The organism is Hydrogenophaga sp. LT287 (genome assembly GCF_055702805.1).
The window spans coordinates 76,710-102,422 of sequence record NZ_JBVPZC010000007.1 but is presented as its reverse complement, the minus strand read 5'-3'; the positions used below and the strand labels follow the sequence as shown (position 1 = coordinate 102,422).

The 25,713-nt window shown below is 66.5% G+C and carries 26 protein-coding genes; 11 read left to right on the top strand and 15 right to left on the bottom strand.

Features of this window, described 5'->3' with window-relative positions:
- Positions 1 to 43 precede the first annotated feature (43 nt).
- Together AC0GNR_RS08180 and AC0GNR_RS08175 are read left to right on the top strand one after the other, a co-directional pair.
- On the top strand, positions 44 to 850 hold the full coding sequence (locus AC0GNR_RS08180) for a carbon-nitrogen hydrolase family protein (protein WP_472900466.1): 807 nt from the start codon (positions 44 to 46) through the stop codon (positions 848 to 850).
- Positions 851 to 941: 91 nt separating this feature from the next.
- The gene (locus AC0GNR_RS08175) at positions 942 to 2,987 is read left to right on the top strand and encodes a two-component system sensor histidine kinase NtrB (RefSeq protein ID WP_472900465.1); all 2,046 of its coding nucleotides are present in this window, start codon (positions 942 to 944) and stop codon (positions 2,985 to 2,987) included.
- A 31-nt stretch (positions 2,988 to 3,018) separates the two neighbouring features.
- Here the strand turns inward: AC0GNR_RS08175 and mrdA are convergent, their stop codons facing one another.
- The 4 genes from mrdA to AC0GNR_RS08155 are packed head-to-tail and all read right to left on the bottom strand — an operon-like array spanning position 3,019 to position 7,570.
- The gene (gene mrdA, locus AC0GNR_RS08170) at positions 3,019 to 5,004 is read right to left on the bottom strand and encodes a penicillin-binding protein 2 (RefSeq protein WP_472900464.1); all 1,986 of its coding nucleotides are present in this window, start codon (positions 5,002 to 5,004) and stop codon (positions 3,019 to 3,021) included.
- Positions 5,005 to 5,006: 2 nt separating this feature from the next.
- Positions 5,007 to 5,537: a rod shape-determining protein MreD gene (gene mreD / locus AC0GNR_RS08165; protein WP_472900463.1), complete on the bottom strand. Its 531-nt coding sequence runs from the start codon at positions 5,535 to 5,537 to the stop codon at positions 5,007 to 5,009.
- Positions 5,534 to 6,481: a rod shape-determining protein MreC gene (gene mreC, locus AC0GNR_RS08160; protein ID WP_472900462.1), complete on the bottom strand. Its 948-nt coding sequence runs from the start codon at positions 6,479 to 6,481 to the stop codon at positions 5,534 to 5,536. Before mreC ends, mreD begins: the two co-directional genes overlap by 4 nt.
- Before the next feature lie 45 nt (positions 6,482 to 6,526).
- Positions 6,527 to 7,570, bottom strand: coding sequence for a rod shape-determining protein (locus AC0GNR_RS08155; RefSeq protein WP_439112553.1), 1,044 nt, complete (start codon positions 7,568 to 7,570; stop codon positions 6,527 to 6,529).
- A gap of 272 nt (positions 7,571 to 7,842) precedes the next feature.
- Between AC0GNR_RS08155 and gatC the strand changes: the two genes are divergently transcribed.
- From gatC to gatB, 3 genes are read left to right on the top strand one after another with little or no spacing between them, the layout of a single operon-like run.
- Positions 7,843 to 8,142, top strand: a complete 300-nt coding sequence (gatC, locus tag AC0GNR_RS08150) for an Asp-tRNA(Asn)/Glu-tRNA(Gln) amidotransferase subunit GatC (RefSeq protein WP_322304545.1) — start codon at positions 7,843 to 7,845, stop codon at positions 8,140 to 8,142.
- Positions 8,139 to 9,635 (top strand): Asp-tRNA(Asn)/Glu-tRNA(Gln) amidotransferase subunit GatA, encoded by a 1,497-nt coding sequence (gatA, locus tag AC0GNR_RS08145; RefSeq protein WP_472900461.1) that lies wholly within the window; start codon positions 8,139 to 8,141, stop codon positions 9,633 to 9,635. Before gatC ends, gatA begins: the two co-directional genes overlap by 4 nt.
- Before the next feature lie 2 nt (positions 9,636 to 9,637).
- Positions 9,638 to 11,092 carry an Asp-tRNA(Asn)/Glu-tRNA(Gln) amidotransferase subunit GatB gene (gene gatB / locus AC0GNR_RS08140; RefSeq protein WP_472900460.1) on the top strand — a complete coding sequence of 485 codons (1,455 nt, stop codon included), beginning with the start codon at positions 9,638 to 9,640 and terminating at the stop codon, positions 11,090 to 11,092.
- A 132-nt stretch (positions 11,093 to 11,224) separates the two neighbouring features.
- On the opposite strand, the gene AC0GNR_RS08135 is transcribed toward gatB, so the two are convergent.
- Together AC0GNR_RS08135 and pyrE are read right to left on the bottom strand one after the other, a co-directional pair.
- Positions 11,225 to 11,881: a DUF4124 domain-containing protein gene (locus AC0GNR_RS08135; RefSeq protein WP_472900459.1), complete on the bottom strand. Its 657-nt coding sequence runs from the start codon at positions 11,879 to 11,881 to the stop codon at positions 11,225 to 11,227.
- Between the two features lie 9 nt (positions 11,882 to 11,890).
- On the bottom strand, positions 11,891 to 12,613 hold the full coding sequence (gene pyrE, locus AC0GNR_RS08130) for an orotate phosphoribosyltransferase (RefSeq protein ID WP_472900517.1): 723 nt from the start codon (positions 12,611 to 12,613) through the stop codon (positions 11,891 to 11,893).
- A gap of 10 nt (positions 12,614 to 12,623) precedes the next feature.
- Here pyrE and AC0GNR_RS08125 point away from each other — a divergent pair, with 10 nt between their 5' ends.
- From AC0GNR_RS08125 to AC0GNR_RS08115, 3 genes are all read left to right on the top strand, one after another.
- On the top strand, positions 12,624 to 13,415 hold the full coding sequence (locus AC0GNR_RS08125; RefSeq protein WP_472900458.1) for an exodeoxyribonuclease III: 792 nt from the start codon (positions 12,624 to 12,626) through the stop codon (positions 13,413 to 13,415).
- An 8-nt stretch (positions 13,416 to 13,423) separates the two neighbouring features.
- Positions 13,424 to 14,062, top strand: a complete 639-nt coding sequence (locus AC0GNR_RS08120; protein ID WP_472900457.1) for an MBL fold metallo-hydrolase — start codon at positions 13,424 to 13,426, stop codon at positions 14,060 to 14,062.
- Between the two features lie 186 nt (positions 14,063 to 14,248).
- The gene (locus tag AC0GNR_RS08115) at positions 14,249 to 15,061 is read left to right on the top strand and encodes a GDSL-type esterase/lipase family protein (RefSeq protein ID WP_472900456.1); all 813 of its coding nucleotides are present in this window, start codon (positions 14,249 to 14,251) and stop codon (positions 15,059 to 15,061) included.
- A 40-nt stretch (positions 15,062 to 15,101) separates the two neighbouring features.
- On the opposite strand, the gene AC0GNR_RS08110 is transcribed toward AC0GNR_RS08115, so the two are convergent.
- Positions 15,102 to 15,980: a M48 family metallopeptidase gene (locus tag AC0GNR_RS08110; protein WP_472900455.1), complete on the bottom strand. Its 879-nt coding sequence runs from the start codon at positions 15,978 to 15,980 to the stop codon at positions 15,102 to 15,104.
- Between the two features lie 59 nt (positions 15,981 to 16,039).
- Here AC0GNR_RS08110 and AC0GNR_RS08105 point away from each other — a divergent pair, with 59 nt between their 5' ends.
- Positions 16,040 to 17,482, top strand: coding sequence for an AmpG family muropeptide MFS transporter (locus AC0GNR_RS08105; protein WP_472900454.1), 1,443 nt, complete (start codon positions 16,040 to 16,042; stop codon positions 17,480 to 17,482).
- Here AC0GNR_RS08105 and AC0GNR_RS08100 read toward each other — a convergent pair.
- The gene (locus AC0GNR_RS08100; protein ID WP_472900453.1) at positions 17,452 to 19,047 is read right to left on the bottom strand and encodes a class I adenylate-forming enzyme family protein; all 1,596 of its coding nucleotides are present in this window, start codon (positions 19,045 to 19,047) and stop codon (positions 17,452 to 17,454) included. The genes AC0GNR_RS08105 and AC0GNR_RS08100 overlap by 31 nt on opposite strands.
- Positions 19,048 to 19,114: 67 nt before the next feature.
- On the opposite strand from AC0GNR_RS08100, the gene AC0GNR_RS08095 reads away from it, so the two are divergent.
- The gene (locus AC0GNR_RS08095) at positions 19,115 to 19,756 is read left to right on the top strand and encodes a response regulator transcription factor (RefSeq protein WP_472900452.1); all 642 of its coding nucleotides are present in this window, start codon (positions 19,115 to 19,117) and stop codon (positions 19,754 to 19,756) included.
- 12 nt (positions 19,757 to 19,768) lie between these two features.
- On the opposite strand, the gene AC0GNR_RS08090 is transcribed toward AC0GNR_RS08095, so the two are convergent.
- Positions 19,769 to 19,942 carry a hypothetical protein gene (locus tag AC0GNR_RS08090; protein ID WP_472900451.1) on the bottom strand — a complete coding sequence of 58 codons (174 nt, stop codon included), beginning with the start codon at positions 19,940 to 19,942 and terminating at the stop codon, positions 19,769 to 19,771.
- Here AC0GNR_RS08090 and mltA point away from each other — a divergent pair.
- Positions 19,875 to 21,167: a murein transglycosylase A gene (mltA, locus tag AC0GNR_RS08085; protein ID WP_472900450.1), complete on the top strand. Its 1,293-nt coding sequence runs from the start codon at positions 19,875 to 19,877 to the stop codon at positions 21,165 to 21,167. The genes AC0GNR_RS08090 and mltA overlap by 68 nt on opposite strands.
- Before the next feature lie 16 nt (positions 21,168 to 21,183).
- Here the strand turns inward: mltA and AC0GNR_RS08080 are convergent, their stop codons facing one another.
- The 6 genes from AC0GNR_RS08080 to AC0GNR_RS08055 form a co-directional block, all read right to left on the bottom strand.
- Positions 21,184 to 21,657 carry a hypothetical protein gene (locus AC0GNR_RS08080; protein ID WP_472900449.1) on the bottom strand — a complete coding sequence of 158 codons (474 nt, stop codon included), beginning with the start codon at positions 21,655 to 21,657 and terminating at the stop codon, positions 21,184 to 21,186.
- Positions 21,658 to 21,761: 104 nt separating this feature from the next.
- Positions 21,762 to 23,744: a carboxypeptidase-like regulatory domain-containing protein gene (locus AC0GNR_RS08075; RefSeq protein WP_472900448.1), complete on the bottom strand. Its 1,983-nt coding sequence runs from the start codon at positions 23,742 to 23,744 to the stop codon at positions 21,762 to 21,764.
- On the bottom strand, positions 23,741 to 24,568 hold the full coding sequence (locus AC0GNR_RS08070) for a hypothetical protein (protein ID WP_472900447.1): 828 nt from the start codon (positions 24,566 to 24,568) through the stop codon (positions 23,741 to 23,743). Before AC0GNR_RS08070 ends, AC0GNR_RS08075 begins: the two co-directional genes overlap by 4 nt.
- Before the next feature lie 5 nt (positions 24,569 to 24,573).
- Positions 24,574 to 24,870: a hypothetical protein gene (locus AC0GNR_RS08065; RefSeq protein WP_472900446.1), complete on the bottom strand. Its 297-nt coding sequence runs from the start codon at positions 24,868 to 24,870 to the stop codon at positions 24,574 to 24,576.
- A 15-nt stretch (positions 24,871 to 24,885) separates the two neighbouring features.
- The gene (locus tag AC0GNR_RS08060) at positions 24,886 to 25,035 is read right to left on the bottom strand and encodes a hypothetical protein (RefSeq protein ID WP_472900445.1); all 150 of its coding nucleotides are present in this window, start codon (positions 25,033 to 25,035) and stop codon (positions 24,886 to 24,888) included.
- Positions 25,032 to 25,667, bottom strand: a complete 636-nt coding sequence (locus AC0GNR_RS08055; protein WP_472900444.1) for a hypothetical protein — start codon at positions 25,665 to 25,667, stop codon at positions 25,032 to 25,034. Before AC0GNR_RS08055 ends, AC0GNR_RS08060 begins: the two co-directional genes overlap by 4 nt.
- Positions 25,668 to 25,713: the final 46 nt, after the last annotated feature.

The window sequence follows — 25,713 nt, the reverse complement described above, 5'->3', positions numbered from 1 at the left end:
GTGTCCCGGAGCGATTGCCCACACCCCACCACAAGGAGCCGCCATGAAAGTCGCCGCCATTCAAATGGTCTCGGGCATCAGCCTGGACGCCAACCTCAGCGAGGCCCTGCGCCTGCTGCGCCAGGCCGCCAGCGCCGGGGCCGAGCTGGCCGTGCTGCCCGAATATTTCTGCTTCATGGGCCACAAGGACGAAGACAAGCTGCTGCTGGCCGAAACGCCCGGCCTGGGCACTGTGCAAGACTTTCTGTCCGACGCCGCGCGCGACCTGAAGCTCTGGATCGTGGGTGGCACCCTGCCCATGGCCACCGACGATCCGCTGCACGCGGCCAACGCCTCGCTGGCCTTCAGCCCGCGGGGTGAAAACGCCAGCCGCTACGACAAGATCCACCTGTTCCGCTTTGACAACGGCCGCGAAAGCTACGACGAAGCCAACGTGTTGCGGGCGGGCGAAACGCCCACCGTGTTTGACTGCAAAAGCCGCAGCGGCGAGCGCTGGCGCGTGGGGCAGAGCGTGTGCTACGACCTGCGCTTTGGCGAGCTGTACCGTGCGCTGGCCGCCGACCTGCTGCTGGTGCCATCGGCCTTCACCCACACCACCGGCCAGGCCCACTGGGAGGTGCTGCTGCGCGCTCGCGCCATTGAAAACCAGGCCTACGTGATCGCCAGCGCGCAGGGCGGTCTGCACGAAAACGGCCGCCGCACCTGGGGCCACAGCATGGTGATCGACCCCTGGGGCGAGGTGATGGCGATGCAGGCCGAAGGCCCGGGTGTGGTGCTGGCCGAGATCGACATGGCACGCCTGCAGGACGTGCGCAAGCAGCTACCGGCGTTGCAGCACCGGAAGTTGTGACCTTGGTAAACCCCTTGCGCCGCACCCTTGGGCGCCTCACCCCCCGCTGGGCAGCGCCACAGGCTGTCCTGTGGCCACCCCACGCGGTTGCATGACTTCCGTGGTGGTGACCAAGGCGCCTGGCCGCTCCAGCCTGCGCTCGCGCCGCTGGCTGCTCTGGGGTGCGCTCATGGCGCTGGTGCTGGTGCTGCTGGGTGTGCTGGTGTTTCTGGCCGCCGAATACGAAGAAGGCCGCGACCAGGCCGCGCTGGAACGCGATGCGACCCAAGTGGCCAACGACATCCGCGGTGAGCTGATTCGCAACGTGCAGACCTTGCAGTCGCTGCACAGCGTGGCCCCCACCGCCGATTCATGGACCGCCCCGGCAGCCGACCTGCTGACGGCCCACCGCGAGATGGTGCGGCTGGAGTGGCGCAGCAACACCCATGCGCTGCTGGCACACCGCGACACGCCCTACCTCGCCAGCCTGTCGGGTTATCTGAACCGCGACCAGGCCTTGCCCGATGTGCGTCAGGCCTGTGAAAACGCGCGGCGCCTCTCCGGTCCTGCGTTCTCGCCCAGCTACTTCTGGCCCTTGAGCGGTGGCCAGGGGCTGGAACTGATGGAAATGTGCCTGCCGGTGGTGCGCGCTGGCCTGCCCAACGGGTTTTTGGTGGTCACTTACACCCTGCCTGGCCTGCTCACGGAGCTGACGAACAAAGCCATGTTGCAAGGCCGAGGTCTGGCATTTACCGAGCCCGACGGCACCCGCCTGGCGCTGCACAGCACCGTGACCAGCAGCCGCCGCGTGCTCCATGCCAGCATCTTGCTGGACCTGCCCGGCCACACCCTCATGCTGCGCATGGAAAGCCCGCGCCGGGCGGCGGGCCTGTTTCCCAACGTGCTGACCGCGGTGGTGGGCGCCTTGTCGCTGGCGCTGCTGGCGGTGCTGGCCTTGCTGGGGCGCGACATGCGAAGGCGCCAGCGCGCCGAGCTGGACGTGGCCGACGCTCTGGCTTTTCGCAAGGCGATGGAAAACTCCCTGGTCACGGGCTTGCGCGCGCGTGGCATGGACGGGCGGATCACCTACGTGAACCCGGCTTTTTGCCAAATGGTGGGCTACAGCGCCGAGCAACTCATTGGCACCGGCTTGCCGGCTCCCTGGTGGCCCCCCGAGCTGGTGGACGAATACCAGCAGCGCCTGGCGGTGCGCCTGGCCGGGCAGACGCTGCCCCGCGAAGGCTATGAGTCGGTGTTCCAGCGCAGCGACGGCACCCGGTTTCCGGTGCTCATCATCGAAGCCCCGCTGATCGACGCGCAGGGCGTGCAGACCGGCTACATGAGCGCCATTCTCGACCTCACCGAGCAGCGCCGGGTGGAAGACATCAACCGCGCTTCGCAAGACCGCCTGCAGGCCACCGCACGCCTGGCCACGGTGGGCGAAATGGCCTCGCTGCTGAGCCACGAGCTCAACCAGCCGCTGGCGGCCATTGCCAGCTACGCCACGGGCACGCTCAACCTGCTGGAAGACACCACCCAGCCAGCCCCCCAGGCCGACCTGCAGTTGGCCATGCGCCGCATCAGTGAGCAAGCCGAGCGCGCCGGCCGGGTCATCAAGAGCGTGGCCGACTTCGTGCGCCGGCGCGAGCAGGTGCGCGAGGCGGTGGCACCGCAAAGCCTGATTGATGCCATTGCGCCGTTGCTCGGTCTGCAAGCCAAAAAACAGGGCATTCGCGTGCAGATCGAGGTGGCCCCGGGTGTGCCGCCGGTGTTGTGCGACCGCACCATGGTCGAGCAGGTGCTGCTGAACCTGGCGCGCAACGGCATGCAGGCCATGCCCGACGGCGATCCGCCGGCCCGCTCTGCCGAGCGCCTGCTCACGGTGTCGGTGCGCCAGTCGCGTTTGCAATCGGGCGTGTTGGTGGGAGGGCTGGCCCAGAAGTCCTGGGTCGAATTCGCCGTCACCGACCGGGGGCATGGCCTGAGCGCCGAGGTGCAGGCCAGGCTGTTCACGCCGTTTTTTACCACCAAGGCCGAAGGCATGGGGCTGGGCCTGAGCCTGTGCCGCACCGTGATTGAGCAGCACGGCGGCGCGCTCACGCACGAGCCGTTCGCGCCGCGGGGCACGGTGTTCAGGTTCACGCTGCCAGCGGCCTGAGCCTGCAACGGCCCCGCGGGTTCTTGCCCCCTCAGGGCGCCGCGCGGGGGCTGGTTTCAGCCGCTTTTTCGGTCGGCGGCCAAGGCATCTCACTGGCTTTGAGCGGTGTGCCGATGGGGCTGGAGGCCAGGCCTTTTTGTACCGCGGCCAGGTCCTGGGCGTTGGGGTACTGGTCCATCAGCAGGTAGTCAAACACCCGGCGTGCAATGGGGGCTGCGTGTGCCGAACCAAAGCCCGCGTTTTCCACCACCACCGCCAGGGCCACGCGGGGCTGTTCCATGGGCGCGAACGCCACGTAGAGCGAGTGGTCGCGCTGGTGTTCTTCGAGCTTGCTCGCGTCGTAACGGTCTTTCTGGCCGATGGTCACGGCCTGGGCGGTGCCGGTTTTGCCACCGCTTTCGTAGCCCGCGCCAGCAAAGACGCGGGCCGAGGTGCCTTCGGTGGTCACGCCTTGCATGGCACGCAACACCGTTTGCACGTGCTCGGGCTTGTAGCCCAGGTTCGTGGCCACAGGCACCTTGGGCAGGCTGCGCTCGCGCGTCACCACGTCCTCGGTGGCCAGGGTGAGGTGCGGTGTGTATTTCACGCCACCGTTGGCCAGTGTGGCCATGGCGTGGGCCACTTGCAGCATGGTGAAGTTGTTGTAGCCCTGGCCAATGCCCAGCGAAATGGTTTCACCGGCGTACCAGCGCTTTTGCTCGGGCCGTTTGTAGTTGTTGCGCTTCCATTCCTGGCTGGGCAACACGCCGCGCACCTCACCGCGCAGGTCGATGCCGGTGATCTGCCCAAAACCCAGCGGCTTCATGAAGTCGTGCATCATGTCCACGCCCATTTCGCTGGCCAGCGAGTAGTAGTAGGTGTTGCTCGACTTGACGATGCTGCGGTGCATGTCCACGGCACCGAGCCCGCCGTCGCCGTGGCTGCGGAAGCGGTGGTTGCCAAACATCCAGAAGCCGGGGTCGTTGATGGTGGTGCCCGCGCTGCGGGTACCGGTTTCCAGCGCCGCCAGGGACATGAACGGCTTGTAGGTCGAGCCCGGCGGGTAGGTGCCGCGCAGTGCCCGGTTCAACAGCGGTTTGTCCAGCGACTCGTTGAGCGCGCGCCAGTTTTCCACGTCGATGCCTTCGACGAACAGGTTCGGGTCAAAGGTGGGCTTGCTGACAAAGGCCAGCACCTCGCCGTTGCGCGGGTCAATGGCCACCAGCGCGCCACGGCGCTCGCCAAACATGTCTTCCACCAGCTTCTGCAGCTGAATGTCGATGGCCAGCACCACCGTGTCGCCCGGGGTGGCCGGCGTGTTGGCCAGCGAGCGCACCGCGCGCCCGCCCGCCGAGGTTTCCACCCGTTCAAAACCCGTGATGCCGTGCAGCTCGCGTTCGTAGCTTTGTTCGGCGCCGAGCTTGCCGATGTATTCGGTGCCCCGGTAGTTGGCCTGCTCTTCTTCGGGCCACTCTTCGATGCTGGTTTTTTCCCGCTGGTTGATGCGGCCGATGTAGCCGATGACGTGGCTGGCCACTTCGCCATGCGGGTACTGACGGATCAACCGTGCCCGCACATCCACACCCGGAAAACGGTAGCGCTGCGCCGTGAAGCGCGCCACCTCTTCGTCGCTCAGGCGGGTGCGCAGCGGCAGCGAGTCGAAACGGTGCGATTCTTCCAGCAGTTTGCGAAAGCGGCGCTTGTCGCGCGGCTGCACGTCGACGATGTCGCCCAAGGCTTCGATGGTGGCGTCCAGGTCCGACACCTTGGAGGGCGTGATCTCCAGGGTGTAGGCGGAATAGTTGGTCGCCAGCACGCGGCCGTAGCGGTCCAGAATCTGGCCCCGGTTGGGCACCACCGGCAACACCGCGGTGCGGTTGCTCTCGGCTTGGGCCAGCAGGTCGTCGTGCCGCATCACCTGCAGGTACACCATGCGCGCTGCGATCAGGCCAAACGCCAGCAACACGCCCAGCCCCGCGACCACCACCCGGGTGCGGAACTGCTCCAGATCGGCTTCGACGTTACGCAGCTCGGTCATGCTCACAAAGGTCTGTTGTCGTCGGGGTTGGGCGCGCGGCGCTGCGGCGCCAGCAGCAACACGCTGGCCACGGGCCAGAGCAAGGCTTCAATGAATGGCGCCAGAAAGAACAACGCACCTGGGAACGTGCCACCCGAGGCCATGCGCACCAGCAATTCGAGCAGATGCACCCCCAGGAACAGCGGAAACAGCTGCACCGCCTGCGTGGGCACCGCAAACCAGAGCAGGCGCCGGTGCATGAACACGGCAAAGTAGCCCAGCACGGTGTAGGCCAGGGCGTGCTGGCCCAGCAGTGCGCCCTGCTGCACGTCCATGGCCAGGCCAAAGGCAAAAGCAACGCCCACGCCAATGCGCAGCGGCTGGTGCACGCTCCAGAACACCAGCACCACGGCGAGCAGGTCAGGCACCCAGGCCGCACGCCCCCACAGACCCATGTTCAGCGTCATGTTGACCAGCAACGCGCCGATCAGGGTGAACCAGATGAAGAACGGGTTGGCGGGCAGCAGCAACTGCTGGCCGGGTCGCATGATCATGGCGCGCTCCGGGGGGCGGTTGCAGCGGTACCAGGCGCATTGCGCTGCGACATGGGTCCGCTCGCTGGCGGGCGCGAAGGCGGCAGGCTCGGGCCCACGGGTGCCAGCACCAGCACATGCAATGCACCTTGTACCCGGGCCAACGGTTCGCAGCCAATGCGGGTGAAGGATGATTCGGCACGCCGCTCAACCAATGTGACCCGCGCTACCGGCAAGCCCGGCGGGTACACCCCGTCGACGCCGCTGGTGGTCAGCAAGTCGCCTTCAACGATGTCGGCATTGGCCAGTGTGTAGCGCAGCTCCAGCCCGTCGCCGTGGGTCGAGGGCTGGCCATAGGCCACATTGCGCACACCGGTGCGGGTGTTGAGCACAGGAATGGCCTGGTCTCGGTCCACCAGCAAAGTCACTTCAGACACCAGGGGGTACACCCGGGTAACCTGGCCAAGCACGCCGCTTTCATCGATCACCGGGGAGCCTGGCTCGATGCCGTGGGTTTGTCCGCGGTCGATCACCACCTTGCGCGAAAACGGATCGGCCGCGTCGTACAGCACCTGTGCGCCGGTGGCCGGTGTGGTGATGCGCGCGCGCATGGCCAGCAGTTCGCGCAGGCGCTGGTTTTCCAGGTTGAGCTGTTCCAGCTGCAGCGACTGCCCAGCCTGGGTGGCCAGGCGTTGCAGTGCTTCGCCCTCGCTGCGCTGCGCCTGATGCAATGAGGTGAAGTAGCTTCCGGCCTGGCCCACCGCCTGCACCGGTTGCAGCACCAGCCATTGCACCGGGTAGAGCACCGTGGCCATGGCCGAGCGCACGGGCACGGTGAGTTTGAAACGCACGTCGGCCACCATCAGAAACAGCGCGAGCGCGCTGAACACCACCAGTTTGGACAGCGCGGACGGCCCCTGTTTGAAAAACGGTGGCGGGGTGCGGTCCAGGGTGCCCAGTGGCATGGAGGGTCGGTGGGGGCTGGATCTGTGCCGGCGGACGGCGCGGGCTTATTCGCTGGTGAAAATGGTGCCCAGGCGCTCCATGCGCTCCAGCGCCATGCCACAGCCACGCACCACACAGGTCAGCGGCTCTTCGGCCACCAGCACCGGCAGGCCGGTTTCTTCGGCCAGCAGGCGGTCCAGGTCGCGCAGCAGCGCGCCGCCACCGGTCAGCATCATGCCGCGCTCGGCAATGTCGGCACCCAGCTCAGGTGGCGTGTGCTCCAGCGCCATTTTCACGGCCGACACGATGTTGTTCAGCGGGTCGGTCAGGGCTTCGAGGATTTCGTTGCTGGAAATGGTGAAGCTGCGCGGCACGCCCTCAGACAGGTTGCGGCCCTTGACTTCCATTTCCTTGACTTCGCTGCCCGGAAAGGCCGAGCCAATGTGCTTCTTGATGGCTTCTGCCGTGGGCTCGCCAATCAGCATGCCGTAGTTGCGGCGGATGTAAGCAATGATGGCGTCGTCAAAGCGGTCACCGCCCACGCGCACGCTGCCCTTGTAGACCATGCCGCCCAGCGAGATCACGCCGACTTCGGTCGTGCCGCCACCAATGTCCACCACCATGGAGCCCGAAGCGTCCGACACCGGCAAACCAGCGCCGATGGCTGCGGCCATGGGTTCTTCGATCAGGTACACCTCGGAAGCACCGGCGCCCAGAGCCGACTCGCGGATGGCGCGGCGCTCAACCTGGGTGGAACCGCAGGGCACGCAAATGATGATGCGCGGGCTCGGCTTGAACATCGAGCGCGGGTGCACCATCTTGATGAACTGCTTGAGCATCTGCTCGGTGACGGTGAAGTCGGCGATCACGCCGTCTTTCATGGGGCGGATGGCTTCGATGTTGCCGGGCACCTTGCCCAGCATGGCCTTGGCTTCTTTGCCCACGGCCTGAATGGTTTTTTTGCCCTGCGGGCCGCCTTCGTGGCGGATGGACACCACCGAGGGCTCGTCCAGGACGATGCCTTTGCCGCGAACGTAGATCAGGGTGTTGGCGGTGCCAAGGTCAATGGCCAGGTCGGTCGAAAACTGCCGACGAAACGCTTCAAACATGGTGCGAAAGTCCTGTGGGGCATGGGCACGGCTTCGCGTGCTCATCGCCGGGTGTGGGTTTGGCTTGTAGGCCGAAAGGTGAGGCTAAGTGTTTGATTCGAGGGCAAAAAGCGTCGCAAGACGGGTATTGCCGCTAAACCTTGGATAATACCGTATCCCCTGTGCATAACTGCGCGCATTGCGGGGCAAATTCTTCACTTTACAACCCGTTGCAGGGGCGTTTTCACGCCTCGGGTTGTTTCTTTTGTATTACACCGCAACCGAGTCCTGTCATGTCCCTGACCCTGTCCGACATCGGGCGCATCGCCAACCTCGCCCGGCTGGAGTTGTCTGCAGCCCAGAGCGAACGCATGCTGACCCAGCTCAACGGTTTCTTTGAAACGGTTGAACAGATGAACGCCGTCGACACCACCGGCGTGGAGCCCCTGGCCCACCCCACGGCTGTGATCGACCATGTGAGCCTGCGCCTGCGCCCCGACGTGGCCAGCGAGCCCAACAACCGCGAAGCCAACCAAAAAAGCGCGCCCGCCGTGGAGCGCGGCTTGTTTCTTGTGCCGAAAGTCATCGAATGAGCGCCACCGAATTGCACCAGATGGGCGTGGCCGAACTGGCCGCCGCCATTGCCGACAAAAAGACCTCCAGCGTGGAAGCCGCGCAGCACCTGCTGGCGCGTGCCAAGCAGCATGCCGGTCTGGGCGCCTACCTCGCTTTCAACGAAGACGCCACCCTGGCCCAGGCCAAGGTCGCTGATGCCCGCCTGGCTGCAGGCGAGCGCACGCCGCTGCTGGGCGTGCCACTGGCGCACAAAGACATCTTCGTCACCCGCGACTTTCCCACCACCGCCGGCTCCAACATGTTGGCCGGGTACCAAAGTCCGTTTGACGCCACCGTGGTGGCCCAGCTGGCCGCTGCGGGTGCCGTGACGCTGGGCAAGCTCAATTGCGACGAATTTGCCATGGGCTCGGGCAATGACAATTCCGCTTTTGGCCCAGCCCACAACCCCTGGGATGTTTCCCGCGTGCCCGGCGGATCGTCGGGCGGCTCGGCCGCTGCGGTGGCGGCCCGCCTGGTGCCCGCTGCCACCGGTACCGACACCGGTGGCTCCATCCGCCAGCCCGCCGCGTTTTGCGGCATCACCGGCATCAAGCCCACCTACGGCCGCTGCTCGCGCTACGGCATGGTGGCGTTTGCGTCTAGCCTCGACCAGGCCGGCCCCATGGCCCGCAGCGCTGCCGACTGCGCCGTGCTGCTGAGCGCCATGGCCGGTCCCGACATCGACCGCGATTCCACCAGCCTGGACCACCCGGCCGAAGATTACAGCGCGGCGCTCACCCGTGTGCGCGAAGGCGCCACCGCCGCGCAGCCGCTCAAAGGCCTGCGCATTGGTTTGCCCACCGAGTTCTTCGGCGCCGGTTGCGCACCCGACGTGCTGGTTGCCGTGCGCGCAGCACTGGCCGAATACGAAAAACTGGGCGCCACGATGGTGGACATTTCGCTGCCACGCACCGAGCTGTCCATTCCGGTGTACTACGTGATTGCGCCGGCCGAGGCGTCGAGCAACCTCAGCCGTTTTGACGGCGTGAAGTTCGGCCACCGCGCCGCGCAGTACGACGACCTGATCGACATGTACAAGAAGTCGCGCAGCGAAGGCTTTGGCCCCGAGGTGCAGCGGCGCATCATGATCGGCACCTATGTGCTGAGCCACGGTTATTACGACGCGTACTACCTGCAGGCACAAAAAATCCGCCGCCTGATTGCGCAAGACTTTCAGCACGCCTTCACCCAGTGTGACGTGATCGCCGGGCCGGTGGCGCCCACGGTGGCGTGGAAAATTGGCGAAAAAAGTGCCGACCCCATGGCCAACTACCTGGCCGACATTTACACCCTGTCCACCAGCCTGGCCGGTTTGCCCGGCATGAGCGTGCCGGCCGGTTTTGGCGCTGCCAACATGCCGGTGGGGCTGCAACTGGTGGGCAACTATTTCAAGGAAGGCGAGCTGCTGCACACCGCCCACGCCTTCCAGCAAGCCACCGACTGGCATACCCGCGCACCGCAAGGCTACTGACCATGAGTTCCAGCAAATCCCTCCTGGTGCAGGGTTACGAAGTCGTCATCGGCTTCGAAACCCACGCCCAACTGTCCACGCAAAGCAAAATTTTTAGCCGAGCGCCCATCGCTTTTGGCGCCGAGCCCAACACGCAAGCCTGCGCGGTGGACCTGGCCCTGCCCGGCACGCTGCCGGTGATGAACCGCGGCGCAGTGGAAAAAGCCATTCGCCTCGGTCTGGCGCTCGGTTCGCACATTGCCGAGCAGAGCGTGTTTGCCCGCAAAAACTACTTCTACCCCGACCTGCCCAAGGGCTACCAGATCAGCCAGTTCGAGATCCCGGTGGTGCAGGGTGGCGAGGTGTCGTTCTTCCTCGGTGACGAGAAGAAGACGGTGCGCCTGGTGCGCGCGCACCTGGAAGAAGACGCGGGCAAAAGCCTGCACGAAGACTTCATTGGACAAAGTGGCATCGACCTGAACCGGGCCGGTACGCCGCTGCTGGAGATCGTGACCGAGCCCGACATGCGCAGCAGCGCCGAGGCTGTGGCCTATGCGAAAGAGCTGCACAAGATCGTGACCTGGATCGGCATTTGCGACGGCAACATGCAAGAAGGCAGCTTCCGCTGCGACGCCAACGTCTCGGTGCGCAAGCCCGGTGGCGAGCTGGGCACGCGCCGCGAGATCAAGAACCTGAACTCGTTCAAGTTCATGCAGCAGGCCATTGACTACGAGGTGCGCTGGCAGATCGACCAGATCGAGGACGGCCATGCCATCCAGCAGGCCACGGTGCTGTTTGACCCCGACACCGGCGAAACCCGCGCCATGCGCACCAAGGAAGACGCGGCGGACTACCGCTACTTCCCCGACCCCGACCTGCCACCGCTGGTGATTGGGCGCGACTGGGTGGAGCGCGTGAAAGGCGAGATGCCCGAGCTGCCGCGCCAGATGGCCGAGCGCCTGGTGCAGACCTACGGCCTGCCCGAATACGACGCCACCACGCTCACGCAGAGCCCGGCCATGGCGGCTTATTTTGAGACCGCTGCCAAGGTCTGCGGCCAGGCGAAGCTGGTCAGCAACTGGATCATGGGCGAGGTGTCTCGCCGGTTGAACGCCGAAGAGCGTGACATGGCCGACGTGCCGGTGAGCGCCGAGCAGTTGGCTGCGCTTATTGGCCGCATTGCGGACGGTACCGTGTCCAACAACGCGGCCAAGCAGGTGTTTGAATCGCTGTGGACCGGCGAGGCCAGCGACGTGGACGCCGTCATTGAAGCCAAAGGCCTCAAACAGATGAACGACACCGGCGCGCTGGAAAAAATCATCGACGAGGTGATGGTCGCCAATGCGCCCATGGTCGAGCAGTTCCGCGCTGGCAAAGACAAGGCCTTCAACGCGCTGGTGGGCCTCGTCATGAAAGCCAGCAGAGGCAAGGCCAACCCGCAGCAGGTCAACGACGTGCTGAAGCAAAAACTGCAGTAGAGACCAAAGGAACCGGGCTCTGGTGTACCCGGAGCGCGTGTCCGAGCCCGGAAACATTGTGCAACCGGCTTGCCGGGCCACAGATGTTGTCCCCCCCAGGGGGGAAGCCGCGTCAGCGGCGCAGGGGGGAGCTTACCGTCCGTTCCAGAGCTGGCGCAGCTTGGCCAGCTCTTCGTCAAAGCGGGCATTGATGCGTTTTTTTTCCTGCGCCTGTTCGTCCAGAAAACGCTTTTGCACCAGCACCTGCTGCTGGTTGTCTTCGTACTTGCGGCGCAACCAGGTCGGTGCTTTGGCGGGGTCCCGCTGGTAAAACTCCATTTCGGTGTCGATGTCTTTGCGCTGCTGTTCCAGCGCACGTTCGCGCTTGTTCACCGCACCAATCACCTCGTCCACCTGGCTCAGTGCGTCGGCCCGCTCCTTGTCGTGCGAGGCCTGCGTGGGGTAGCGGATCAGCAACGCACGGTCACGGCGTTTTTCTTCGGCGAGCCGCGCACGCTGCTCTTCCTCTTCCTTGCGCTGCGCGTCCAGCCGGGCGCGTTCGTCGGCCGTGTAGCTAGGCGGCAGCACGCGGCGCACCACGCCGGTGCTGCCCAGCTGGCGCTGTTCACGGTCCAGGCATTCGGGAATGGGTCGGTCCGAGGTGATGCGGCGGCCCTTGCTGTCAATGCAGGTGTAAATGCCTTGTGTGTTGGATTGGGCCGACGCGCCCGCCGCCCAGCCCAGCGCGAGCAGCGCAACACACACCGCACCCCGGTGGGTGCGCGACAAAGACAGGCGGATTCGGTGCACAGGGTTTCCTCAGGCCACACCGTAGCGCTGGCGGTAGGCCAGCACACGCTCAAAGTGAGCGCCAAGCTCGCCACCGGTGTGATCCGTCAGATATTGCAGCAAATCGGCCAGCCTCGCAATGGCGCAGACCTGCAGACCCAGCTGGTGCTGAACGTATTGCACCGCACTGTGGTCCACGTCACGCACCTGGCCGTCCGGCCCGATTTCGGTGGCTTTTTCCTGGCGGTCCAGGGCAATGGCCACCGCGTGTGGCGTGGCGCCAGCGGCTTGTATCAAGGCGATGGATTCGCGCGCGGCCGTGCCAGCGCTCATCACATCGTCCACGATCAACACCCGACCCCTGAGCGGTGCGCCCACCAGCGTGCCGCCCTCGCCGTGGTCTTTGGCTTCCTTGCGGTTGTAGGCAAACGGCACATTGCGGCCCATGCGCGCCAGCTCGATGGACACCGCCGCGCCGAGCGGGATGCCCTTGTAGGCGGGGCCAAAGATCATGTCGAACTCGATGCCGCTGTCAACCAGGGCTTTTGCATAAAATTGCGCGAGCCGACCCAGCTTGGCACCGTCGTCAAACAGGCCCGCATTGAAAAAATACGGCGACAGACGCCCAGCCTTGGTCTTGAACTCGCCAAAGCGCAACACGCCCGAGTCCACGCAGAACTGCACAAAGTCCTGCGCCAACGCGCCGCCGCCACCTTCAGCACCGGCAGCCGCCGTGCCCACATCCAACACCATGGGGAATTCCTTGTTCAAACTGACCAGCCTCAACCTCAACGGCATCCGCTCTGCCAGCACCAAAGGACTGGAGGCGTGGCTCGCCGGGCACCAGCCCGATTGTATTTGTGTACAGGAAATCAAGGCGCAGGCCTCCGACCTGAGCGGCCGTTTTGAAGCGCTGGCGGGCTTGAATGGCTACTTTCACTGCGCCGAGAAAAAAGGCTATTCCGGCGTGGGCGTTTACACCCGCCACGAACCGAGCGACGTGGTGGTGGGCTTTGACGGCGGTGAATTTGACGCCGAAGGCCGTTATGTGGAACTGCGTTTTGACACGCCCGCGCGCAAGCTCTCCCTGATCAGCGTGTACTTTCCCAGCGGCTCGTCGGGCCCAGAGCGCCAGGAAGCCAAATACCGCTTTCTTGCCCTGATGTACCCGCACCTGATGGCGCTCAAAGGCGAGCGCGAGTTTGTCCTGTGCGGTGACATCAACATTGCCCACCAGCAAGCGGACCTGAAGAACTGGCGCAGCAACCAGAAAAACAGCGGCTTCCTGCCCGAGGAGCGCGCCTGGATGACCCAACTGCTCAGCGACGGCGGCCTGGTTGATGTGTACCGCCAGCTGCAGCCCGACACCACCGACGCCTGCTACACATGGTGGAGCAACCGCGGCCAGGCCTACGCCAACAACGTGGGCTGGCGCCTCGACTACCACCTGGCCACGCCCGCGCTGGCGGCGCACGCGCGCACCGAGGCCATCTACAAAACCGAGAAGTTCTCGGACCACGCGCCTATCACCATCGAATACGATTTTTCGATCTGAGACCCAACATGCTGCACTACCTCACCGTCCCCGTCACCGCGTTCGCCCAAAACTGCTCCATCGTCTGGTGCGGTGACACGCTGGATGCCGCCGTGATCGATCCCGGTGGTGACCTGGACCGGCTGCTGGCCGAAGTGAAGCGGCTGGGCGTCCACCTCAAGGCCATCTGGCTCACCCACGCGCACATTGACCATGCGGGCGGCACCGCCGAGCTGGCTGAGCGCCTGGGTCTGCCCATCATTGGCCCGCACCCGGGCGACCAGTTCTGGATTGATGGCCTGCCCCAGCAGAGCCAGATGTTTGGCTTTCCACCGGCGGGCCACTTCACGCCCACGCGCTGGCTGGCCGACGGTGACACGGTGCAGATCGGGCGCTGCACGCTCAACGTGCGCCACTGCCCAGGCCACACGCCTGGCCATGTGGTGTTTCACAGCCCCGAGGCGCAGCGTGCGTTTGTGGGCGACGTGCTGTTTGCCGGCAGCATTGGCCGCACCGACTTTCCGCAAGGCAACCACGCCCAGCTCATCAGCAGCATCCGGGAGCGCCTGTGGCCGATGGGCGACGACACGGTGTTCATACCCGGGCACGGGCCTGAGAGCACGTTTGGTGAAGAACGGCGGTTCAACCCGCATGTGCGTGGTGCTTGACCTGAACGCCTGACGGGCCAGCCCGGCGCCACAGCGGGCCGAAACTTTCGGCGTGTGCGTGCGTTCGGGGCTTGCCTCGCAGGTCGGCCATGGCGACCGACCGTGTGCGTTGCCACACAGACGGGGCGAGCGGTCAGAGAGACGATAGAGCACCTGTTTTGTCGTATCGAATGAAAGTCACCCGTGATGAACCGACTCTCCCGCCCTGCTGACGCCGAGTTGGCGCAGCCATTGCCCCAGCCCAGCGCTCGGGGCCTTGGCCGCTGGCTGGTGCCGTTGGTTTTGCTGGTGCTGGTGCTGGTGGCTGGTGGTGCCGTGGTGGCGGCGCAGACGGTGAAGAGCCTGCGCGAATCCGTCGAGTTGGCGCGTCTGAGTGAGCCACTTCAGCACGCGCCGCGCGGTGCGCGCATGCGCCTGCTCATCGTGGGTGACAGCACAGGAGTGGGCACCGGGGCTGGCCAGGCGCGCGACAGCGTGGCCGGCTTGCTGGCCCGCGAGTTCCCGCTGTTGCACATCGAGAACCGCGCCCGCGACGGCGCCACGCTCGCCGATGTGGCCGGCCAGCTGGGGGGGACCGCCCGTTTCGACATGGTGCTGGTGCAGGCAGGTGGCAATGACGTCATTCGCTTGCGGGGGCTGGGCGGTCTGCGCAGCGACGTGGATCGCCTGGTTTCGCTGGCACGGGACCGTGCAGACCAGGTGGTGCTGATGCCGGCGGGCAACATAGGGAACGCGCCATTTTTTCGTGCGCCGCTCTCGTGGTGGATGACCTGGCGCTCACGCCAGTTGCACCAGCTGGTGCGCGAGACCGCAGAGCAGCAGGGCTTGGTGTATGTGAACCTGTTCCACGAGCACGACGACGACCCCTTCGTGGCCCAACCCGAACTCAACGCCTGCGATGGCTTGCACCCCAGTGCTTCAGGTTACCGGGCCTGGTTTGACGCTCTGGTCTCGCAGGCCGGCCTGTCGCTTCAGCTGGCCAGCGCGCGGGTGCTCTGAGCGGTAGCCCAGCCCGGTACACCTTCAGTCGCGCAGGCTCCTAGCCCCGCCGCGCCGCTTCGTACAATCCCTGCACCTTGGGCACATTGGCCTGCAGGTCGCGTATGCGGTTGGGTCCGCTGGGGTGGGTGGACAGAAAGCCCGGCCCCGCACCGCCCGAGGCCGCGGTCATTTTTTGCCACAGGCTCACGCTGGCCTGGGGCTTGTAGGCGGCGCGGGCGGCCAGTTCCAGGCCCACCAGGTCGGCTTCTGACTCGTCTTCGCGGCTGAACTTCAGGGTCAGCAACTGCGTGCCCAGGCCGGCGGCCACGTTGCCCAGTTCGCCCAGGCCCAGCAGCTGCGCGCCCAGGCGCAGGCCGAGGTTGGTGGCGCTGCTTTTGGCCACCCGTTCGCGGGCATGCTCGCGCAGCGCGTGGGCCATTTCGTGGCCCATGATCATGGCGGCCTCGTCGTCGTTCAGTGTGAGCTTGTCCAGGATGCCGGTGTAGAAAGCGATCTTGCCGCCGGGCATGCAAAACGCGTTTACCTGCGGGCTCTGGATCAGGTTCACTTCCCATTGCCATTGGGTGGCGCGCGCGTTCCAGGCTGGTGCGTGCGGGATGATGCGCCGCGCAATGGCACGCAGGCGCTTGACCTGCGGGTGGCTGGCGGGGAGCAGGGCCTGTTGGCCGCCAGCCTCGCCCATCATTTGGGTGTATTGCTGCCGGGCAGCGCCTTCCAGCTCTTCGGCGGGCACCAGTTTGCGCAGCGCAGACGATTTGCCCACGTCCACCTGCGCTGCAGCAGGCAACGCGGCCGCCGCTGCGCCTGCCAACACAAAGGCGCGCCTGGCGGACCACACGGGTTGCCCGCCCGCTGAGGCCGTAGCGGTGGAGGGAGCGGTGGACGAGGCCGAACGCAGGTCGCAGAAGATGCACATAAGTCAATAATAGACAAAGCAGCGCATCTGCGCCTGCACAAGCCAATCTGCCCCAACCGATGCCGCTGCCCCCGCCCACCGCCTTGCCCGCTGCGCCCCCCGCAGCCACCGAACCCGGCGCCCCGGCTGCCGAACCCAAACCCACCTGGGGCGAAACCCTGCGCGTGTACCTGGAGCCCGCGAGCCTGCGCATGTTTGCGCTGGGGTTTTCGGCCGGTTTGCCGCTGCTGCTGGTGCTGGGCACGCTGAGCTTTCGGCTGCGCGAAGCCGGGCTGGACCGCACCACCATTGGTTACCTGAGCTGGGTGGGGCTGGCCTATGGTTTCAAGTGGTGTTGGGCGCCGTTGGTGGACCGCATGCCCATTCCCCTGCTCACACGCCTGATGGGCCGGCGGCGCAGCTGGTTGCTGTTGTCCCAGCTGGCCATCATGGCGTCGCTGGTGGGCATGGCGCTGGCCGACCCGCGCAGCCAGCTCACGCTGGTGGTGTGGTGTGCGCTGGCGGTGGCGTTTGCCTCGGCCACGCAAGACATTGCGCTGGACGCCTTTCGCATCGAGTCGGCCGACGCGCGCCACCAGGGCGCGCTGGCCGCGACCTACCAGACCGGTTACCGCCTGGCCATGATCTGGGCCGGTGCGGGCGTGTTGTGGCTGGCGGCCCGTGCCGAGGTGGCGCCTGCTGCGGCCACAGCCTCAGCTGCCGGGCCGGGTGTGCTGTACCAGCAGGCGGCCTGGACGTCGGCCTACCTCGTCATGGCGGCCAGCATGCTGGTGGGCGTGTTCACGGTGCTGTTTACCCGCGAGCCGGTGCGCGTGGCTTTGGCCCCGTCAAAAAACGCGGCCGAGTGGCTGCGCAGCGCGCTGGTGGAGCCGTTTGCTGACTTTTTGAAGCGCTACGGCAAGCAGGCCCTGTTGATCCTGGCGCTGATTGGTGTGTACCGCATCAGCGACGTGGTGATGGGCATCATGGCCAACCCGTTTTATGTGGACATGGGCTATACCAAGGACGAAGTGGCGGCGGTGACCAAGGTCTACGGCATCATCATGACGCTGGTTGGCGCCTTCATTGGCGGCGCGCTGTCGCTCCGGCTGGGCGTCATGCGGGTGCTGATGCTCGGCGCCGTGTTGTCGGCGGCGAGCAACCTGCTGTTTGCCTGGCTCGCCGGGCATGGGCACGATGTGACGGCGCTGATTGCGGTGATCTCGGCCGACAACCTGAGCGCGGGCGTGGCTTCAGCCGCGTTCATCGCTTACCTGTCGAGCCTGACCAACGTGACCTATTCGGCTACGCAGTACGCGCTGTTCAGCTCCATGATGCTGCTCGCGCCCAAGTGGCTGGCGGGCTACTCGGGCGCGTTTGTGGACGCTTACGACTACGCCACTTTCTTCACTGCCACCGCGTTTCTGGGTGTGCCAGTGCTGGTGCTGGTGTGGCTGGCCACGCGGTTGCAGCCCGCCGCCGTGGCGCAGCCTCAACCGGCCGACTCGGCCAACACCTTCTGAAGCGCCGCCTTTTGCACCTTGCCCAGCGCGGTTTTGGGCAAGGCGTCTGCCCGCAACCAGCGGCGTGGCCACTTGTAGCGCGCCAGCCGCCCGTCCAGAAACTGCTGCAGCGGTAACGCCCAGTCAGCACCAGGCGGCACGCCTGCGCGCAGCACCACCACGGCCACCACCGTTTCGCCCCAGCGGGTGTCTGCCTGGCCCACCACCGCGCACTCGGCCACGCTCGGGTGTTGCGCCAGCAGGTTTTCAATTTCGGCGGGGTAGATGTTTTCGCCACCCGAGATGATCATGTCTTTGGCCCGCCCCACCACGGTGAAGCTGCCGTCAACCGCCTGTTGCGCCAGGTCGCCGGTGTGGAAGAAGCCTGCGTCGTCCAGCGCGGGGCGGTCGGGCCAGTAGTGGCGTACCACGTTGGGCGCTCGCACCCACAGCTCACCCACGGCACCGGGCGCCACTGGCTGGCCTTGCGCGTCGCGCAGCACCACGTCCACCCCCGGTGCTGGCCAGCCGCACGAGCCCACGTGGCTGCGGGCGTGCGTGGGCGGCAGGGCCATGGAAAACGGCCCGGTTTCGGTGCTGCCGTACACATTGCACACCGGCACGCCCCGCGCCATGAAGGCCCGCAGCGGCTCGGGGGGCAGCAGGCTGGAGCCGGCCCACACCGCGCGCAGGCCAGCAATGTCGGTGGCCGCCCACTGGGGGTGGCTGGTGAGGACTTGCAGTGTGGCGGGCACCTGCAGCGTGAGCGTGGGGCGCTCGTGCTGGATGCAGGCCAGCGTGGCGGTTGCGTCAAAGCGCGCAAACAGCAACACGTGTGCGCCCACCGACAGCGCCGGCAGGGTTTGTATGCCCAGCCCGCCCACATGAAACAGCGGCAGCACCGTCAGCACCGTGTCGTCGGCGGTCAGACCCTGCACCTGCGCGGCAATGGCCATGTTGGCCAGCAAATTGCCCTGGGTGTGCACCGCGCCTTTGGGCTGCCCGGTGGTGCCCGATGTGTAGACCAGCAGCAGCGGTGTGTCCAGCCCATCGGCGCCTGCATCGGATGGCCGCGCGGGTTCGCTGGCTGTGCTCAGCGCCTGCACCGGCCACAGCGCCAAGGGCTGCTCAAGCCGGTGCGGCAGTTCGTGCGCGACCGCGGCCAAGGTGTCGTCGTGCACCAGCAACGTGGGTGCGCAGTCTTGCAGCACCGCGCGCCACTCGGCGGGAGAGAGGCGGTGGTTCAGCGGCACCAGCACGGCACCCAGCCGCGCCAGCGCAAACAACAGCGCCAGCTGCGCCGGGTGGTTCAGGCCGAGCCAGGCCACGCGGTCGCCGCGTTGCAGGTTGGGAGCCAGCTGGGTCGCGATGGCATCCACGCGGTTGGCCAGGCCCGCATACGTGAGCTGGGCCCAAGGCCCATCGGGCGCCGTGCCTGCCGGGTCGCGCCAGCTGAGCGCCAGCGCGTCGGGGCGCTGGGCCGCCAGTTGGTGCAGCAAAGCGCCGAACGACACCGCGGGCAGGGCCGGCGCGGTGTGAATACCAGCGGGTGATGGGGCGCCAGGCCCGGGCGGTGTGGTCCACATGCTGGCGACTTTACGCGAGCCGTGGCGCGGCGAGAGCCGCCGCACAGAGCGCTATAGTAGAAAACTTATGGCTTCCCTATCCACCCTGCACCCCGACGCCAAAATTTTTCTGGTGGACGACGATGCCAGCGTGCGCGAAGCGCTGGCGTGGTTGCTGCGCACCCGCCGGCTGCTGAGCGAGAGCTATGACAGCGCCGACGCGTTTCTGGCCGAAATGGAAAGCTGGCGCCGCGAGCCCGACGTGCCGTGTTGCGTGTTGCTCGACGTGCGCATGCCCGGCATGAGCGGCCTGACGCTGTTTGAACACCTGCTCACCCTGCCGTGGCAAGCGGCCATGCCGGTCATCTTTTTGTCCGGTCATGCCGACGTGCCCACCGCGGTAGATGCGGTCAAGCGCGGTGCGTTTGATTTTTGCGAAAAACCGTTTTCGGACAACGCGCTGGTCGACCGGGTGGAGCAGGCGCTGGCCCAGTCGGCGCAGGTGCTGGCGCAGCGGCAGGCGCAGCGCAGCGTGCAGCAGCGGGTAGATAGCTTGACCGAGCGCGAGCGCGCCGTGATGGACCTGGTGGTGGCTGGCCTGCCCAACAAGCTGGTGGCCGATCAGCTCAACATCAGCGTGCGCACTGTGGAAGTGCACCGCTCGCGCGTGTTTGACAAAATGGGCGTGAAGTCGGCTGTGGAACTGGCCAATGCGCTGCGTGCCCCATGAGCCTGAGCGGTTTCAGTCCTTGGCGCGGGTGTCGTTTGCCGGTGCGGCTTTCTCTTTTTTCTCCTGCTCATCGTCCATCACGCTGTCGGGCAATTCGCCATTTTTGCGACCCGAAAACATGGTCCACCACACGATGAACACCAGCAACACCAAGGCGCCCAGCGCTTCAAGCAACAACAAAGTCATGGATCGTTTCAGTGTGGGGGTTAACCGAGAGGAAAAAACGGCGGCCCAAGTGCCGCCGGGCGGGGCTGGTCAACGGTGGGTCGGCTTGCGCCTGTCGCTGGCAGCGCTGATTGTAGGAACCCTGGCCGCCTGCGCGGTGGACCCGGGCCCATACCCGACGCCCGCACCGGTCACCCCCGCTCCAACCCCTGCGCTCACCGGTGACGAACCCTTGCCACCTGCCATCCAGCGCGGCAAAAGCCGCTGGACGCCGGTGCGCTGGGCCGATGTGCCGGGCTGGGGGCAGGACAGCCTGCACGAAGTCTGGAACGCCTGGGTGCGCGGCTGCGAGCGGCCCGCGCCCGGCCAGGCAGCGCTGTGCGCCGAACTGCGCCAGCTCGCCATTGCCACACCCGCCGAACAGCAAGCCTGGGTGGTGCGCCGCTTTGTACCCTACCGCGTGGTCGAGACCGATGGCACCGAGCCCCAGGGCCTGCTCACCGGGTACTACGAGCCCATCATGCCTGCCAGCCGCGTGGCCACCGCCACCCACCGCACCCCGCTGTATGCGCCGCCTGCGGGGCTGCGCGCGGGCCAGCCCTGGTACAGCCGCCAGGAAATAGACACCCTGCCTGCAGCACAAGCTGCGCTGCAGGGCCGCGCCATTGCGTGGCTGGCCGACCCGATCGACGCGCTGATTCTGCAAATTCAGGGCTCAGGCCGGCTGAACATCACCGAAACCGACGGCAGCCAGCGCCAGGTGCGCGTGGCCTTTGCCGCCCACAACGGCCAACCCTACAAAAGCGTGGGCCGCTGGCTGCTTGACCAGCGCGCCATCCGCGAAGCCTCATGGGACGCCATCAAAGTCTGGGCCGCCCAAAACCCGCAGCGCCTGAACGAGATGCTCTGGAGCAACCCACGCACGGTGTTTTTTCGGGAAGAAAAACTGAGCGAGTTCGACGCCCGCTTCGGTCCGCGCGGCGCTCAGAGCGTGCCGCTCACCCCCGGCCGCTCCATTGCGGTGGACCCCCAGAGCATTCCCTACGGCACACCGGTGTGGCTGGCTACCCAGGGCCCCACGCTCAACCTGCAAAAATTGGTGATGGCTCAAGACACCGGCGGCGCCATTGTGGGCGCGGTGCGCGCCGACCTGTTCACCGGCTGGGGCAGCTGGACCGACCCCGCCTACACCGTGGCCGCAGCGCTCAAGCAGCCGCTGCAGCTGTGGGTGTTGTGGCCGCGGTGAGTCTTCGGCCATTGGCCTACAGCGCGGTCAGGTCGGTCTGCACCGGCCAGCGCAGGCGCTCAGTTGCCTGGCCCGTTGTGGTTTCAAAGGCGTGCTGGAGCAGCAGGGTGTAGCGCCCCGGGCGTGCGGTGCACACGCGGTAGCCATCGGTCACTGGGCTCAGCGTCACGCCGCCTTCTTGCGGGGTGTGCAGGCGCCAGTTGTCCACTTGCGGCTCGTTTTGTCGCAAGGTGATGCAAAAGCCACGCTTCATGGTGGACACCACCACCAAGCGCTGCTGCGCGTTCCAGATGCCTTGGGCCATGTCCCACTGGGTGGGGTGGCTGTTTTCCAGCACCTGCATGACGGGCGGAACCCGAATCTGGAGATCGACCGATGCGCTGGCGCGGTGGCCTGCGGTGGCCATGCTCTCCGCCATGCCGGTGGCGGGCACCAGCAGGATGACCAGGGTGGTCAACGCGGCAAAGAGAGGGCGCACAGAGACAGACATACCGGTTGTATCGGCCGGTGGCGGCCCAACTTGAACCAGGGCGCCCGATCTGGAGAACGCGCTTGCGCAGCCGGCTTGCTCAGCCCGGCAGCGCTGGCGGTTGGTCAGTCGTTGCGCTGCACGGGGATGCTGAGCTGCGTGCTTTCGCGCAGCCGCACATCCACTTTCACCTGGCCTTCATCAACCACCCCCCATGGCAGCGGCAGTGTTTCGTTGCGCACGGTGACCGTCCGAGGCCCTGCGGCGACGAACGGGAATTCAAACCGGCCCTGGGCGTCGGTGCGGACGGCGTAGCGGTTGTCCAGGTACACGGTGGCGCCGGGCACACCGGTCTCGCTTGCCTCCTGGTAGCCGCTGCGGTTGGCGTCGAAATACACCGTACCCTCTATGCGGCCGCCACCGTCTTGCGGTTTGCCACCCAGCGGCACGCTGCGGCTGCCGGCTTGCCGTTCATAGCGCAGCACCGCAAAAAACGAGCGGTACGCCGCACTGCTGAGTTCGGGCAAGGGTGGCGCCAGGGGATCAATCGATATGCTCGTGCGGCTGCGCCCGGTGGAGCGGATCAGGCTGCCCTCCAGGCTCCAGCGTGGGTCGATCTGCCAGCTCGCACCCAGGTTCAGGTTGCGCCGGCGCAGCCCGCTGCTGCCGTGTTCGCCGCTGGCGTTGCCGCGCAGGCTGGCCCGGCTCGTGAGCGGCACCACAAGGCTGACGGCCGCGGACCACAAGCTTTCAGCGGGAAGCTCCAGGCGGGTATCGGCCTCGACGCGCCCCGCACCGAGCGAAGACGCCAACGACCAGCCTTGCGGCACCAGCCACTCGTGGTCGTAGGTCAGCCACTGCGACGCGGGTTCGCTGGTGCCCCCGTTGCTTTCCAGGCGCAGGCCGCTGGTGCCGCTGCCGTGCTGCCAGCGCCAGTCTGCAAAGCTGCTCCAGGCCTTGCCGGCGTAGGTGCGCGCCGACACGCCGGCGCCCAGGCTGCTGCTGCGGTCCAGGCGCCAGCGGGCGCTGGTGGCCGCATACAGGCCGGCTGAACTCTGTCCGCTGACCGATTGCAGCCAGTCGATGGAGGCCTCGGTCGACCACTGGCGTGTGCGCCAGCTGGTGCGCAGGTAGGCGCCTTCGGCGTCGTTGGCCAGTGGCAGGGCGGCCCAGGTCAGGCCGGGGTCAAGCCGGTACAGACCAGCGCCATGTTGGCGCGGCCCCTCGTCCCATTCGCCGTCCAGCCAGAAGCCGCTGCGCTTGCCCGGCAGCTGATCGCTCTCGGTGCTGATGAACTGGCCTTGCAGGCGGCGGCGGTCGGCGTCGTGCCGTGCCGCCAGGCGGGTGGAGCGGGCATCCACGAAGTCTTCTGGCCGGGTGGGCGCCTCCAGGTCCGAGACGCCTTGCGCGGCATCGTGCTGCAGCGCCAGCGTCCAGCCCCTGCGAGGTGCGCCTGGCGCGCCGCTGTCGGCGGCGCCCAGGTGCCACTGCGCGCCCACGCCCCAGCGCCGGCCAGCCAGCCGCTCGAAGCCGGTGGCTGGCAATATTTCCAGCCGGCCCGGCTCGCCTGCGGTGGCTTGCAGCTGCAAGCCCTGTGCCGGGTTCTCCCATTCCGCGCTGACGCCTTGCAAGTAGGCCGTGGGGACAAACACGCGCGACGGCAGGCGCGTGATCGCGGGTGTCAGCGAGTTGATGAACCCCAGTTCGTGGTTGGCCAGCCAGCCACCGACCAGCGGCAACCCCCGCTGGCGCAGCGTGAACGTGCCGCTTTTGTCGGCCGGCGTGAACTGCCCGTCGATCGACAGGGCACCATGATTGGGCGTCTCCAGCAGACCGTAGACGGCAACACCCAGGCGCACCTGCCGACGCGCATCAAACGGCTGTGTGCCCAGGCGGGTTTCCAGGCGCAGAAAGCGGGGCATCCCTTCCCGGTCGTAGGTGTAGCCGCTGTCTTCGTCGGCTGTGTCGGGCGGCAGGTTTTCAATCACCCGGTCTACGTAGCCTGGCGGTTCGGCTGGCTCTGCGGGAGCGGTGGCGGCCTGAGCCGCGCCGAGCACACCCGACGCACAGGCCAGCACCAGGCCGCGGCACCGGCACCGCAGCTTCATGGAGCGAAGCTCACATCCAGCGGCAGACGGTTTTTGCCCCATTCCAGCGACCCTTTGACGCTCAGGGGAAAGCGGACCTCGGGCGCGGTTTTGCCATCGTCGTCCACCGGTACCAGCGCCACGGTGCGCGTTTCTCCGGGCAGGACGGGCAGATCGGCGGGCGACATTTCGAAGCGGCGCCCGGTGGCATCGGTGGCGTTGACGAATCCCTCCAGGCGGCCGTGCGCGTTGCCTTGGTTGCGCACGTCGAGCACCGCCACGGGCTTGGCGTTGGCGGTCACGACGCGGGTGGCGGCGAGTTCGAGCACGGGCTCGGCACCGCCCACCGCCGCGTAAACGATGACTCCGATCCGGCCGCCCACCTCGACGCTGCCCTGCGCGGGGTCCCGGCCCTCCACCATGATCGCGAAACGGCATTCGCGTGGCGGTGTGCCGGGTGGCGGAGTGATTTCAAACCGGAACCGGTAGCGAGCGCCAGGCTCGATGGTGAGCTCGCGCCGCTCCAGCGCCACCCAGGGGCGGCAGCTGTCGGCGGCGAGCGCGTCCGAGAACAACACCGAGTTGTCAGGCAGAAAGGTCCAGTCGTTGGTGTAGAGCCGGTAGGCTCCTTTGAGCTGGCCGACGTGCTGGATCTCGAACACCTGCCGCAGGCTTTGGCCTGCGGTGGTTTGCAATTCAAAGCGCGGCGGCGTGATGTAGGCCGCAAAGCCTTGGGCCGCAGCATGGGTGGCGGGGACGCAGACCGCCAGCGCCAGGCTGCCAGCGGTGACGAACCGGCGCCAGCCGGTGGAGGGTTGCACGCGGGGTTGCAGATCGGGGTGCATGGGGCTCAGTCGGCGTCCAGTTCAAAGTGGAAATTCAGGCGGCGTGAGTTGCTTTGCCAGTCCGGCCCTGAGCGCAGGCGAACCAGCAACTGGTCTTCCAAGGTGGCGCCCGGAAGGGTTCCGGCGTACACCAGCGCCCGCTCGCCCGACACCAGGCGTCCCGCCGTCAGGCGGCCTTGGGTGGTCCAGACCGCCTCGATGGACGAGGCCTGGTCGCGCGCCAGCACCATGTAGACACGACCGCTGCGCCCCACCCAGTCGCGTGTGTCGATGCGGATGTTGACCCGCAGCCAGGCCTCCATGCCTCCCGCGTCCGACTACCCCGCCGCCAGGGGACGCCACTGCATTTGCAGGTTGGCCGGCACGGTGTGGCTCAGGCTGTCGTCCAGCCGGTGCGGGTTGGCCAGCGCCAGGGTGTTCCCCAGCACGAGCAGGCCAAGCGCTATCAGGTGGTGTCGCGCGGTCATGGGCTGCTCAGGGTGTAGGTCACCCGCCCGTTGTACGTCCCCGCCGCCGGAACGGTGTTGTTGGCGTAACGGAAGGTGTGGCAGTTCTCGATGTACCTGTTGGCGCCCACGGTCGCGAGTGTCTGGGTGGCGCCGTTGAAGGTGCCTGCCGGAATCACGTTGGGCACGGCGCTGCCCGGTGCCGAGACGGTCCAGCTGATCTGGGAAATCGGGAGGGTATCGCCGCCGACGGTGGTCAGGTTGGGTGGGGAGGTGACGCTCAGTGTGGCGTTGGCCGGCCCGTCGCCACCGTTGCGGCGCCGGTACGAGGCTCCGACCATGACCTGGCTGGCCGGGTTGGGGCAGGTGGCGAAACCGTCGCCGTACAGGCTGTTGGCCTGGGTGCTGTTGCTGGTCATGGGCAGCACCACCCCGTTTCCCACTTGTGCCACCGGAACGGTCACCTGGACCAGGTTGATGGTGGCGTTGTTGGCGTCCAGCATGCCGTTGCCCACATGCAGGAAAACCCGTCGGGACGCCGAAGTGATCGTCAGCGACCAAGCATGGGCCGCTGCCATCTCGCCCCAGCACAGCAGCGCCACACAGGCGGTAGCCCACGGCCTAGTGCAACGAAAACGGGCGGAGCGATTCATGGGGTCACTGTATGCGATGCGGTCGGTTCACGGAGCGCCGGCGGCC